The 13,195-nt window shown below is 54.9% G+C and carries 10 protein-coding genes and 1 riboswitch; of the genes, 2 read left to right on the forward strand and 8 right to left on the reverse strand.

Features of this window, described 5'->3' with window-relative positions:
• Window positions 1–194 precede the first annotated feature (194 nt).
• Window positions 195–593, forward strand: a complete 399-nt coding sequence (locus tag GJ1_RS07220; RefSeq protein WP_066230496.1) for a hypothetical protein — start codon at window positions 195–197, stop codon at window positions 591–593.
• A gap of 36 nt (window positions 594–629) precedes the next feature.
• Here GJ1_RS07220 and GJ1_RS07225 read toward each other — a convergent pair whose 3' ends face one another.
• The 3 genes from GJ1_RS07225 to lipM all read right to left on the reverse strand — a co-directional run bounded on the left by GJ1_RS07225 (window position 630) and on the right by lipM (window position 5,838).
• A complete protein-coding gene (locus GJ1_RS07225) occupies window positions 630–2,042 on the reverse strand; it encodes a glycoside hydrolase family 18 protein (RefSeq protein ID WP_066230499.1) in 1,413 nt (470 codons plus the stop codon).
• A gap of 128 nt (window positions 2,043–2,170) precedes the next feature.
• Window positions 2,171–4,744 (reverse strand): vitamin B12-dependent ribonucleotide reductase, encoded by a 2,574-nt coding sequence (locus GJ1_RS07230; RefSeq protein ID WP_066230502.1) that lies wholly within the window; start codon window positions 4,742–4,744, stop codon window positions 2,171–2,173.
• 257 nt (window positions 4,745–5,001) lie between these two features.
• Window positions 5,002–5,838: an octanoyltransferase LipM gene (lipM, locus tag GJ1_RS07235; protein ID WP_066230505.1), complete on the reverse strand. Its 837-nt coding sequence runs from the start codon at window positions 5,836–5,838 to the stop codon at window positions 5,002–5,004.
• A gap of 208 nt (window positions 5,839–6,046) precedes the next feature.
• On the opposite strand from lipM, the gene GJ1_RS07240 reads away from it, so the two are divergent.
• Window positions 6,047–6,421: a rhodanese-like domain-containing protein gene (locus GJ1_RS07240; protein ID WP_066230508.1), complete on the forward strand. Its 375-nt coding sequence runs from the start codon at window positions 6,047–6,049 to the stop codon at window positions 6,419–6,421.
• A gap of 53 nt (window positions 6,422–6,474) precedes the next feature.
• Here GJ1_RS07240 and GJ1_RS07245 read toward each other — a convergent pair whose 3' ends face one another.
• The 5 genes from GJ1_RS07245 to gcvT form a co-directional block, all read right to left on the reverse strand.
• Complete coding sequence (locus GJ1_RS07245) at window positions 6,475–7,662, reverse strand: ROK family transcriptional regulator (protein WP_083509968.1); 1,188 nt, start codon at window positions 7,660–7,662, stop codon at window positions 6,475–6,477.
• 29 nt (window positions 7,663–7,691) lie between these two features.
• Window positions 7,692–8,675: an aldo/keto reductase gene (locus GJ1_RS07250; RefSeq protein ID WP_066230509.1), complete on the reverse strand. Its 984-nt coding sequence runs from the start codon at window positions 8,673–8,675 to the stop codon at window positions 7,692–7,694.
• 134 nt (window positions 8,676–8,809) lie between these two features.
• The gene (gcvPB, locus tag GJ1_RS07255) at window positions 8,810–10,270 is read right to left on the reverse strand and encodes an aminomethyl-transferring glycine dehydrogenase subunit GcvPB (protein ID WP_066230511.1); all 1,461 of its coding nucleotides are present in this window, start codon (window positions 10,268–10,270) and stop codon (window positions 8,810–8,812) included.
• A complete protein-coding gene (gene gcvPA, locus GJ1_RS07260; RefSeq protein ID WP_066230515.1) occupies window positions 10,263–11,609 on the reverse strand; it encodes an aminomethyl-transferring glycine dehydrogenase subunit GcvPA in 1,347 nt (448 codons plus the stop codon). Before gcvPA ends, gcvPB begins: the two co-directional genes overlap by 8 nt.
• A 35-nt stretch (window positions 11,610–11,644) precedes the next feature.
• Window positions 11,645–12,739: a glycine cleavage system aminomethyltransferase GcvT gene (gcvT, locus tag GJ1_RS07265; RefSeq protein WP_066230517.1), complete on the reverse strand. Its 1,095-nt coding sequence runs from the start codon at window positions 12,737–12,739 to the stop codon at window positions 11,645–11,647.
• 189 nt (window positions 12,740–12,928) lie between these two features.
• A riboswitch (glycine riboswitch) is annotated at window positions 12,929–13,017 on the reverse strand.
• Between the last annotated feature and the right edge of the window lie 178 nt (window positions 13,018–13,195).

Consider the following 13,195-nt stretch of genomic DNA (forward strand, 5'->3'; position numbering starts at 1 on the left):
CCTGCAGATGCAATTTCGGATCCCACATATTGTTGTACACGTGGAACAAGTCCCGTTGACGGCCGATTTCGCGAATCCGCTCAAGCAACACACACTGTTTTCCTTCCCAAACATTCGCACATCTTTAGGATTCGCCATGACAACCCGTGAGCACAATGGTACAATAAAACTAAACAGCAAGGGAGGGATGTGGAATGTCTCGTGAGCTTGTCGAATTGCTTCGCTCAGTGCTGAAAGAAGAGCTGCAGCCGATTCATGAACGTCTCGACCGTCTAGAAGCCGGGCAGTTGCGGCTTGAAGAGCGGCAAGCGCGGCTTGAGGAACGGCAACAGCGTCTTGAAGAACAGCAGCGGCAGCTCGAGGAACGGCAAATGCGTCTTGAGGAAAAACTGGACCATTTCATCATCGAGACGCGCAGCCATTTCAAAAAAATCGAGGACGAGCTCGCCGACCATCAGCGCATGTTCGAAATTTTGTCGAACGATTGGCGCAACGCAAACATCGCCATCGAGTATTTAAGCAGCAAAATCGGCCAGCACGACACCGAGATCTACCAGCTGAAAAAACGGTTGGAACTCCAAAGCGCAAAGTAAAAAAGCGCATGCCCCATGCGCATACGCTCCATTCGTTTATCCGCGTTTGCGAACGCGGAAGTTGTCTTCTAACAGCACCCAGTTTTCTGGATACGGATACCCGAGCACCCAGTAGCTGATTCCGCGCAATCCGTATTCTTTCACCAATTCAAATTTTGCCAACGCGCTGCGAGCGTCCTCAAACCATACTTCGTGCTGGCGCCCGTGTTCGTCCGTGTAGCGGTAAAACGGCGAAGCAGCCGCCGGATCGTACTGAATGGACGCTCCGTAGCGAATGGCGCGCTCAACCGCTTCTTTTGGGCTGAACGTTTCCGCCTCTTGCCCCTGCACGTGCGGCAGCACCCAGTCGCGCGCATAAATTTGAAACCCCATCATAATTTTACTCCGCGGAATGGCGGTCACCGCATAATCGAGCACGCGCCGGATTTGATTCACCGGAGAAATGGCTTGCGGCGGCCCAAACCGGTAGCCCCACTCATAGGTCATCAGGACAACAAAATCGGCGATGCGCCCGTGGGCTGGGTAGTCGTGCGCTTCGTACAGCAGCCCTTTTTGTTCAGCGCTAATTTTCGGCGCCAGCGACGTCGATAAAATATACCCTTCGGCGTGAAGCCGGTCGGCCGCCCGCCGCAAAAACTCGTTGTACCGCTCACGGTCGGACGGATAGACGTTTTCAAAATCGACATTCAACGCTCGATATCCTTTCGCCCGCATCACCTGAATGGCGTTGTCAAGCAGCCGCGTTTGCAGGGCAATGTCTCCCAAAATCGTCTGCGCTAGCCTAGAGCCCGGGTCTCGGTACGTAAAGTTTGTGATCGTCATCATCGGCACAACGCGTTCGGCATAAGCCGCCTGAATGATCGCCGCATCATTGATGGGGTTGAGCCCGCCATCGGCGCGGATCGTGTAGGTGAATGGCGCGGCATAGGTCAAATGGCGGCCGACTTGGCGCACTTGTTCGGCTCCTTTTTCCCCTTGATCCACCGTAAACGCATTGACTTCGATCAGCGGTTTGGCCGGCGGAATGATGAGGCGCTGTCCGGGGACGATCCGGTTTGGGTCGGTGATGTCGTTTACCTCAATCAGCTGCTGAACCGTCACTCCGTAGACTGAAGCGATTTGCGCCAGCGTTTCTCGGCTTCGCACCGTATGGATGCGCGCCGGGATGACCAAAGTGGTCCCTGGATAAAGGAGCGATGGATTGGTGATCCGGTTCGCCTGTACAATCGCCTCGACCGTCACTCCGTACTGGCGGGCGATTTGCCATAGCGCTTCCCCTGCGCGAACGGTATGGTAGCGATACGGCACCGGGATGACAACGGCTTGCCCGACGGCCAGTCGGTTCGGGTCGCTCAATTGGTTGGCGGCGATGATCCGCTCAAGCGGGACGTCGTAGCGCCGAGACAGCTGCCAAAGCGCCTCGCCGCGCTTTACGACATGGACAATCATGACGCTCCCCCTTTCTTTTTCCTCTGCTCTCTTACACTATATTTCCGCTCTCTCCTTTTATGTAAAAAAAACGCCGGTTTCGCTATGGAAACCAGCGTTTTCGAAATCGGGAGCTTCTCTCCGTTACATTACAGCCCGCATTTCAGCTGGGCGCCGCAGTTGGTGCACGTATTGCAGCCGCCGATCTCTTCGACCGTCCCTTCGCGGCAAATCGGGCAAATGTTGCCGATTTCGGAGCCGATCGTCACATCGGTGGCGCGCACATCTTGAATTGTATCCACAAGAACGACAGCGCGCTTCTTTGTTTCCTCTTCCGTTTCCTCTGGAATCAGTTCAAGCTGCTCTTCGATCCGGTTTTCTTCCGCTTTCAGCGTCAACACTTGCGCATCGCGGCTGCCGTCGACGTAGACGGTTCCGCCTTTCGCGCCGCCGCGCCATAAGCGCTCATACACTTTTTGCACTTGTTCGACCGTATAGCCCTTTGGTGCGTTGACCGTTTTTGACAAGCTGGAGTCGACCCAGCGCTGGATGATGCATTGCACATCGGCGTGCGCTTCCGGCGGCAAGTCCATCGCCGTCACAAACCAAGGCGGCAAGTTGTTCGGATCGGCTTCCGGATGTTTGTCCAAATATTCTTGGACGATGTCGGCTTTGACCTCGATAAACTTGCCGAGGCGGCCGCTCCGGTAGTATGAGAACGAGAAATACGGCTCAAGCCCGGTCGAGACGCCGACCATCGTTCCTGTCGACCCTGTCGGGGCCACCGTGAGCAAATGCGAGTTGCGGATGCCGTATTTCAAAATATCTTGGCGAATGTCTTCCGGCATCCGTTTCATGTAGCCGGTGTTGATGAACGCTTCACGCAGTTTGCGCGTTTCTTCTTCCGTTTTGCCGACAAGGAACGGGAAGCTGCCTTTTTCTTTCGCCAGCTCGATCGACGCCCGGTACGCGGTCGTGGCGATCGTGCGGAACAGCTCGTCGACGAGCTGGTTTCCTTCCTCAGAGCCGTACGCTTTTTCGCAATAAATGAGCAAGTCCGCAAGTCCCATGACGCCGAGGCCGATGCGGCGCTCGCCGAGCGCTTGTTTTTTGTTTTCCTCAAGGAAGTACGGCGTCGCGTCAATGACGTTGTCTTGCATCCGCACCCCGATCTCGACCGTGCGCTTCAGTTTTTCGTAGTCAATGACCTTCCGTTCTTTGTCCACCATGTTGGCCAAGTTGATGGCGGCCAGATTGCACACCGAATACGGTGCTAAAGGTTGTTCCCCGCACGGGTTGGTCGCAACCACTTTTTGCCCGTACGCGCGGGCGTTCGTCATTTCGTTGGCGTTGTCGATGAAGAAAATGCCCGGTTCAGCCGAGTACGTCGCGCAAATGTTGATCAGCTTCCAGAGCTCGCGGGCGCGGATTTTCCGGTAGACGCGGACGCGGTAGCCCATTTTCTCCCATTCGCGCACATCGCCGACTTCATGCCATTTTTCGTTGTAAATACGCATTTCTTCTTCGGAGTACGTTTCAACGTCCGGGAAGCGGAGGGCATATTCTTCGTCCTTTTCGACCGCTTCCATGAACTCTTTCGTCAAGCAGACGGAAATGTTCGCCCCGGTCAAAAAGTCTGGGTTGTGCACAGTGTATGTGCCGCCGGTGCGCAGTTTTTCTTCGGCATCTTTAATGATTTCTTCAGTGAAGCCGCCGTAGTCAGGCTCGTTTTTGTAGCGGACGATCGCTTCGTACATCGCCCGCTCCCGGTCGGTGAGCGGCGTGAATTTCAGCTTGTCGCGCGCTGCTTTTTTGATTCCTTCGTCTTCCATGTTTTCGAGCAAGTAGCGCAAAATGCGCGGGTTTTGCATTTTCGAGACGATGAATTCGATAATGTCCGGGTGCCAGTCGGCAAGCATAATCATTTGGGCGCCGCGGCGGGAGCCACCTTGCTCGACAAGGTGGGTCAGCTTCGCAATGTCGTCAAGCCATGAGACCGACCCGGACGATTTGCCGTTCACCCCGCGCGCAAGCGTATGGCGCGGCCGCAATGTCGAGCCGTTCGTGCCGACGCCGCCGCCGCGGCTCATGATTTCCATCACCTGCTTCCGATGTTCGGAAATTCCTTCGCGCGAGTCTTTCACAAACGGCATCACATAGCAGTTGAAATACGTCACTTCCTTGCCTGAACCCGCGCCGTACAAAACGCGGCCGGCCGGAACAAAATTCAAGCTGGCGAGCTCTTGATAAAACTTTTCGAACCACTCTTTCCGCTTTTCTTCCGTCTTTTCCACTGCCGCCAGCCCGGTCGCATTGCGTTTGGCGATCTGTTCGTAAAAAATCTCGAGCGGCTTGTCGATGATGTCGAGCGACCGGACGACAATGCCCGTCTCCGCCTCTTCCCCTTCAAGCACATGCCGGTATTCGTCTTCAATCAACACGCGCGCCTTTTTCGCCTCCCAGTCGATGTCGACGATAAACCCGAGCCCCCGGGCCGGGAACTTCGGATCCTCCTTGATCGTCAACACGACGAAGTCGCCCGGTGTGAGCGTCAGCTTTTCCGTATCTTTGAACGAATACCGGTCAAGCATGACTAAACGGGATACGCCTTTGTGGGTGATGTGCATATCCGGCGTAATCGGATGCACTTGCGGAAACAGGCGGATATCCTCGTTCAGCTTGTCAATATTGATCTTCATTTTTTCGGATGACGCCACCGTCATTCTCCTATCTCTCCTCTTTTATATAATCTCTCATGTTTTTGGCAAAGTTGTCCTGTCTTCTCTACCTTACCATATCGAACAGAAAAAAACAATATATAGTATGATTTTTTATGAAAATCATACTATATATTGTTAAAGAGAACAAATGATTCGATTTTTGTCAAGCAGAAAAAAAGGCAAAACACGGCGAAAAGTGGAGAAAAACGGGTGAGTGCCGCCGTTTTTGCCGGAAAACGAACGATTTTCCACGTTGCTGCTTAGCGCTTAAAGTTCCACTCGTCGCTCTCGTATTTCGTCCGCGCCAGCTCTTCGACGTACGCCCGCTCTTCGGCGGTGAGCGTGTACGGCTCCAACACGATGTTCAACCCTTTTTCAAATCCTTTGTAAAACGCCTCTTTCGCTTCCTCGATCGTCACCGTGCGGCTAGTCAACTCATTGATCGCGACTGCTTTCTTTTTAAAATCGCGCTGCAGCCGCTCTTTCACCCGCTCGTTCGGGTATTTAAACAAACTGAACAGCAGCTCTTCGTCCAGATCAAGCAAAATCGATCCGTGCTGCAAAATGACGCCTTTTTGCCGCGTTTGCGCGCTGCCGGCGATTTTCCGTCCCTCAACGACAAGCTCGTACCACGACGGCGCGTCAAAACAAACGGCCGAGCGCGGGCTGCGCAAATCCGCCTTCTCTTCTTCCGTTTTCGGCACAGCAAAATACGCATCCAATCCAAGGTAGCGGAACCCTTCCAAAATGCCTTGGGAAATGACGCGATACGCTTCCGTCACTGTCTGCGGCATTGCTGGGTGCGATTCGGAGACGATCACGCTGTATGTCAATTCTTTATCGTGCAGGACGCCGCGCCCTCCGGTCGGCCGGCGAACAAAGCCGAGGCCGTGCCGTTTGACCGCCTCTAAGTCAATTTCTTTCTCCACTTTTTGAAAATAGCCGATCGACAACGTCGGCGGATTCCAGCCGTAAAAGCGGACCGTCGGCGGAATTTTTCCTTCGCTGTGCCAATCGAGAAGTGCTTCATCAAGCGCCATGTTAAACGACGGCGAGCCATCGCCGGAATCGATAAAGCGCCATACTTCTTTTGCCATCGTTCCACCTTCTCTATTGTTCCATGCTCTAGACGCTGCGGCGGCTTGTCCACCACCGCTGAGGGGCGGGCCGCTTTTGGCCGCCTTTACTAGTTTAGCAAACAACGCCGGTGAAGGAAAGAAAAATGGCATCGTGAAACCCCTTTGCTTCCCGGCGGCGACTTTATATAATAGGAGATAGCAGACGAAGCGAAAGGAGGCAGGACGGGTGGAAGCATTGCTCATTATTCTCGGCGCGATCATCGTGTATTCTGCCATTACGTACTTCTGGCAGCGGAGAATTGTCAAAGCATTGACAGAGGAAGAGTTCCGCGCCGGTTATCGAAAAGCGCAACTCGTCGACGTCCGCGAACCGGATGAGTTTGCGGCTGGACATATTTTAGGGGCGCGCAACATCCCGCTCACGCAGCTTCGCATGCGCATGAAAGAATTGCGCAAAGACCAGCCGATCTATTTGTACTGCCAAAACGGGCTGCGCAGCGGGCGGGCCGCGCAAATGCTCTACCGGAAAGGGTACCGCGACTTGTATCATTTAAAAGGCGGTTTTAAAACGTGGACCGGGAAGGTGAAGAAAAAAGCGTAGCCTAACGAAAGAGGCGCTCTGCCGGGAAAGGCAGACGCCTCTTTTCGCTTGCGCTAGACCGCCGCATATTCCGGCGGCAGAACGACCGTCTCAAGCACCGAAGCAGCCGCGCCGATAGCGCAGCTTTTCTCTTTCAGCTTCGAGGCGATGATCAACGGTTCGCTTTCTTTTTTGACGAGAATGCGCTTTCTCACTTCTTGGCGCGCCGGACCGATCACATACTCGCCCGCTTGGGCAAGTGGACCGCCGATGATGACCGCTTCCGGATTATACGCGTAAATCACCTGCAACAGCCCAACGCCAAGATAGCGGCCTGCTTCTTCCAAAATGCGCGCCAGCTGTTCATCGCTTTCCGCCGCCAGTGCCATCGCGGCGATGGAAAAGCGGTCATCGAGCCATTCGGAACGCCCTTCTTCGGACAAACGGCGTTCAATGTATTTTTCCGACGCATACATTTCCCAGCAGCCGATGTTGCCGCAGCTGCAGCGAATGCCGTTGACATCGATCGTATGATGGCCGATTTCACCAGCTAGGCCACTGACACCGCGATAGAGCTGATGGTGAAGAACGACGCCGGCGCCGATGCCGATGCCGGCGCTGATGTAAACGAAGTGGGCGAACTCGTTGCCGGCGCCAAACCACTTTTCTCCAAGCGCTGCTAATTTCGCCTCATTCTCGACAATGACAGGACGCTCGGGCCACTGTTTTTGCAAAACAGCCGCCAAGGCGACATCGTCCCAGCGCAAGTTCGGGGCAAAAATGACCGTCCCGCTTTCTGTATGAACGACGCCCGGCACACCGATGCCGATTCCCATCACGCCGTACGGCGTCGCCGGCGCCCGGCGGATGGCCGCCTCGATAAGCTCAATCATTTCGCCGATGATCGCCTCCTGCCCTTCGGACGGGCGGAACGAACGCCGTTGCTCCCAAAGGATATCCGCGTTTAAATTGGTCAACACGGCATACAAATAGTTCACCCCCAGCTCAACGCCGACAAGCGAGCCGGCGTCGGCGTTGAAGCGAAGCATGAGCGGCCGGCGCCCGCCGGTTGACTCGCCGATGCCGCTTTCATGGACGAAATGCTCGGCGATCAGTTCGTCAACAAGCGCGGAAACGGTCGCTTTGTTCAATCCGGTCGTCTTCGCAATATCGGCGCGCGAAATCGGATGCTGGTCGCGAATCAATTTCAAGACAAGCTGTTTATTCATTTTTTTTACAAGGGAAATGTTTCCTGTGCGCACGTCTCTGTCATCCTTTTCCTCTTATTTGCTTAGTATGCCCCGCGGATGTGCGGATGCACCTCGCTCCAATAAAACTGGCGAAGCCGTTCCTTTTCTGCTTCTGTAAATGGCGGCACATGAAGCGCGTCTAAGTTTTCTTTCACTTGTTTCACTGTCTTAAAACCTGGAATAGCACACGTCACTTCTTCATGATCGATCACCCAGCGCAACGCTGCTTTCGCCATGCTGCCTCGCCCATCAGCGACCCAACGCAGCTCGTCGGCAAGTTCCACCCCTTTTTGAAACTCAAGGCCGCCGAACGTTTCCCCAACGTTAAACTGTTCGCCGTTGCGGTTGAAATGACGGTGATCGTCCTCAGGGAACGTTGTTTGTTTTGTAAACTTGCCAGTCAGCAACCCGCTTGCCAGCGGCAGACGGACCAAAATGCCGACACCAAGCCGTTTTGCCTCCGGAAACAGACGCTCAAGCGGCTTTTGCCGCAAAATATTAAAGATGACTTGCAAGGCGCTTGCCTTTGAGTGCTCAAGGACATACAGCCCTTCTTCAATCGTTTCGACGCTGACACCATAATAGCGGATTTTCCCTTCCTGCTTCAGCTTCTCCAACACTTCAAACACCGCGCCTTGCTTTAAGATTTCAAACGGCGGGCAATGAATTTGATACAAGTCGATCGTCTCACGTCCGAGCCGTTTCAAGCTCGCTTCACAATAGGTGCGCACCGACGCCTCGGAATACGTATTCGGATCGTGAATATCGCCGGCGCGGCAAAACTTCGTTGCAATATAGACGCGGTCTTCCTTTCCTTTCGTCGCTTTCGCTAACAATTCCTCGCTATGGCCATCGCCGTACACATCGGCCGTATCAAAAAAATTGACACCGTGATCAATCGCATAAGCGAGCGCGCGCAGCGATTCTTGGTCGTCGACGTTTCCCCACGAACCGCCGATCGCCCATGTGCCGAAACTGAGCGCGCTCACTTGAAGATCGGTGTTTCCTAGTTGGCGGTATTGCATGTCCCTCTCCCCTTTCGTTGACTTCAACCATTAGTTTATATGATAAACTAACTGAACTTTTCTGTCAACGCGCCAGTTGCAAAACGAAGCGGCCCGCCCTTTATGAGGCAGGCCGCATAAGAACAAGGCTTAGCTTACGTTTCTTTTTGGTAGCGCAAAATCGGTTTGCGCGCCGCGGTCGTTTCGTCGAGCCGCTTGACGACCGTCGTATGCGGCGCTTCTTGAACGATTTCCGGATTTTCCTCCGCCTCTTTGGCGATTTGGATCATTGCTTCAATAAACGCATCGAGCGTCTCTTTCGACTCCGTCTCCGTCGGCTCGATCATCATGCATTCTTCGACGATGAGCGGGAAGTAAATCGTCGGCGGATGGAACCCGAAATCAAGCAGCCTCTTGGCGATGTCGAGCGTTCTGACGCCGAGCTTCTTTTGCCGCCGGCCGGAGAGGACGAACTCATGCTTGCAATGGCGGTCATACGGCAAATCGTAATATTCGGCAAGCCGGCGCATCATATAGTTGGCGTTTAACACAGCGTACTCGCTCACCGCTTTTAAGCCGTCCGGCCCCATCGAGCGGATGTACGTGTACGCCCGGACGTTGATGCCGAAATTGCCGTAAAACGGCTTGACGCGGCCGATCGATTGCGGGCGGTCGTAATCAAGGTAATAGCCGTTTTCCCCTTTTTCGATGACCGGCTTCGGCAAAAACGGAATGAGGTCGGCTTTCACCCCGACCGGGCCGGAGCCTGGGCCTCCGCCGCCGTGCGGGCCGGTGAACGTTTTGTGCAAGTTCAAATGGACGACGTCAAAACCCATGTCGCCCGGGCGCGCCTTGCCAAGAATGGCGTTTAAATTCGCGCCGTCATAATACAGCTTGCCGCCGGCTTCGTGAACGATTTCGGCCATTTCGACAATATGCTCTTCAAACAGCCCGAGCGTGTTCGGGTTCGTGAGCATAAGCGCCGCTGTATCCGGACCGACGACGCGTTTTAAGTCATCCAAATCGACAAGCCCGTCAACCGTCGAGCGGACCGTGACCGTTTCAAAGCCGGCCACCGTGGCCGACGCCGGGTTCGTGCCATGCGCCGAATCCGGAACGATCACTTTCGTCCGTCCGAAGTCGCCGTTTGCTTCATGATAAGCGCGGATCATCATCAGCCCCGTCCACTCGCCGTGGGCGCCGGCCGCCGGCTGCAAGGTGACGGCATCCATGCCGGTGATTTCTTTTAAATGTTCCTGCAAGTCGTACATCAACTCGAGCGCCCCTTGCACCGTTTCTTCCGGCTGAAGCGGATGGATGTGGGCGAACCCAGCGAGGCGGGCGACGTTTTCATTAATTTTCGGATTGTATTTCATCGTGCACGACCCAAGCGGATAAAACCCGGAATCGACGCCGTGGTTTCGTTTCGACAGCGCCGTATAATGGCGCATTAAGTCCAGCTCGGACACTTCCGGCAGCTCCGGCTCTTCGGTGCGCAAGTAGTCGGCCGGAACAAGCTCGCTGACGTCGACAGCCGGAACGTCCAACGCCGGCAGACTGTAGGCGATGCGGCCCGGCTTGCTTCGTTCGAAAATGAGCGGTTGATCATTACGCATGGCCATCCCCCAATTCATTGACAAACCGATCGATTTCTTCTTTCGTCCGCAGTTCCGTGACAGCAACAAGCATATGGCCCGCCAGCTCCGGATAATCGCGGCCAAGGTCATAGCCGCCGATGATCCCCTTCTCAAGCAGGCGTCCGTTCACCTCATCCACCGGCCGGCCGAGCCGGATGACAAACTCGTTGAAAAACGGACCGGCAAACGGCGACGCGAACCCGCGCTGCTCGAGTGCACTTTTCGCATAATGCGCCTTTTGCATGTTCATCGCCGCCATTTCTTTCACGCCCCGCTTGCCGAGCGCCGACAGCGCCACCGAAGCGGCCAAGGCGTTTAACGCCTGATTGGAGCAAATGTTGGACGTCGCCTTGTCGCGGCGGATGTGCTGTTCGCGCGCCTGGAGCGTCAACACAAATCCGCGGCGCCCGTCCTCATCGGTCGTTTGTCCGACGAGCCGCCCCGGAATTTTGCGCATGAGCGGCGTTTTGACGGCGAAATAGCCGCAATGCGGGCCGCCAAACTGCGTTGGAATGCCAAACGGCTGCATGTCGCCGACGACAATGTCGGCGCCAAACGCCCCAGGCGCAGTCAAAATGCCGAGCGCAAGCGGGTTGCTGGCGACGACGAATAAGCTTTTCTTTTCATGGACGAGCGGCTCGATCGCTTTTAACGGCTCAATTTGACCGAAAAAGTTCGGGTATTGGACAACGACGCACGCCACATCGTCCCCCATCTCCGCTTCAAGCGCCGCAAGATCCGTAACACCGCCATCGTACGGAATTTCTTTCACTTCGAGCTGCTGCCCTTTGGCATACGTACGCACAACTTCCCGATATTGCGGATGAACGGCGCTCGAGATGAGCACTTTCTTCCGTTTCGTATGCGCAACGCTAAGGAGCATCGCTTCGGCAAGCGCTGTACCGCCGTCATACATCGACGAGTTGGCGACATCCATGCCGGTCAGCTCGCATACCATCGTTTGAAATTCGAAAATCGCCTGCAGCTCGCCTTGGGAAATTTCCGGCTGATACGGGGTATACGCGGTATAAAATTCAGAGCGCGACAACACATGGTCTACCACCGCTGGAATGTAATGGTCGTACACCCCAGCGCCTAAAAAGGAAACGTATTGTTTCAGATTGGCATTTTTTTCCGCTAAAGCAACAAGCTCCTTCCACAACTCCGGCTCCGATTTGGCCGGTTTCACCTTCATCTCGCCGCGGAAGCGGACTTGTTCCGGAATGTCGGCGAACAAATCATCGATCGAGGCAACGCCGATCGTTTTCAGCATCTCTCGTTTGTCTTCTTCCGTCATCGGCAAATAACGGTGGAGCACAGCGCTTTTCCCCTTTCCTTGTCGCTTTGAAATCGTCACTTCGTCCGCTTGTAAAACGGAGTCGGCACGATGTTCGCTTTCAGCCGTCTACCGCGGATGTCCACTTCAATTTCTCGGCCGACAGCGGCCGCATCAGCCTTCACTAGAGCCAAGCCAATGTTTTTCTTCAACGTCGGCGATTGCGTGCCGGTGGTGACAACGCCGACTTCTTCGCCGCCGGCGAACACACGGTAGCCTTGGCGTGGAATGCCTTTGTCAATCATTTCGATGCCGACAAGCCGGCGCGGCGGCCCCGCCTCTTTTTGCCGCTTCAGCGCCGCTTGGCCAATAAACGGCGTCGCCTTTTCCGTTTTCACCGCAAAGCCGAGCCCGGCTTCAAGCGGCGAAATCGATTCCGACAGCTCTTGGCCGTAAAGCGGCAGGCACGCTTCAAACCGGAGCGTGTCGCGCGCGCCCAACCCGCATGGGAGGACGCCGTCTTCGGCTCCAGCGGTGAGGATCGCATCCCATAGCGCAACGGCATCTTTTGCTTGGCAATATAGTTCAAACCCGTCTTCGCCGGTGTAGCCGGTGCGCGAAACGAGCGCCTTCACGCCAGAGACTTCGACGCCGTCGGCGAATGAAAACGGGCGCAGCGTGGACAAATCAAAATCGGTCAATCGCTGCAGGACGCGCTCTGCTGCCGGTCCTTGCAAAGCAAGCTGAGCCGTTTCGGCCGATACGTCTTGGAGCTCGACTCCCTCATCATTGTGCTCGCTCAGCCACGCAAAATCTTTTTCCGTGTTCGCGGCGTTGACGACAAGCAAGTAGTCATCCTCTGCTTTTTGATAAATGAGCAAATCATCGACCGTACCGCCGTTCTCATTGCACATGAGCGTATATTGCGCCCGTCCCGGCCGCAGCTTGGCGACATCATTAGTCATTAGTTTTTGCAAAAACGCAAGGCTCCCACGGCCGCGAACAATAATTTCCCCCATATGGGAGACGTCGAACAGCCCGGCGTGCGTTCTAACGGCTTCATGTTCTTCCTTAATGCTCGAAAACTGTACCGGCATTTCCCAGCCGCCGAATTCAATCATCTTGGCGCCATGCCGGGCGTACACCGAGAATAGCGGCGTGCGCTTTAACATCTGATTCCCTCCTTCGACCCACATGACGCAAAAAAGGACAGACTCCCCCTATAGTCAAAAGTAAGGGGGCTCTGTCCTGGCACCTGAAAGTTTCCCGACGGCCGTTTGGCGCATCCGCTCCGCGGTGCGCGCGGGCCGGTCGGTTTCCTCTTGGGTGGCCTGCCTGTCTGCAGGCGCTCTCCAGAGCTGCGTCAAGCAAGAGTCTTTTTGCCTGAGAGATTCGCGTTTCCGCTTGCTCCTTCGGCGCTACATTCCGTAGTCTCTCCCCTTGCCGTCATCCGCCCATCGATAAATTGTTTCCAAAACGGGCATACTAACAAACGCCCTCATCAATAAGTCATGCGAATGTTCTAAATTTATACTACCATCAACACAGCGAAAGGGCAATAGGAAATAATCGAACTTTCCCAGGAATTAAATACAAAAACGTTCTTATTTTTGTTGAACATATCGCCT

Origin of the sequence: Geobacillus jurassicus NBRC 107829 (assembly GCF_001544315.1) — a bacterium.
Classification (GTDB): domain Bacteria; phylum Bacillota; class Bacilli; order Bacillales; family Anoxybacillaceae; genus Geobacillus; species Geobacillus jurassicus.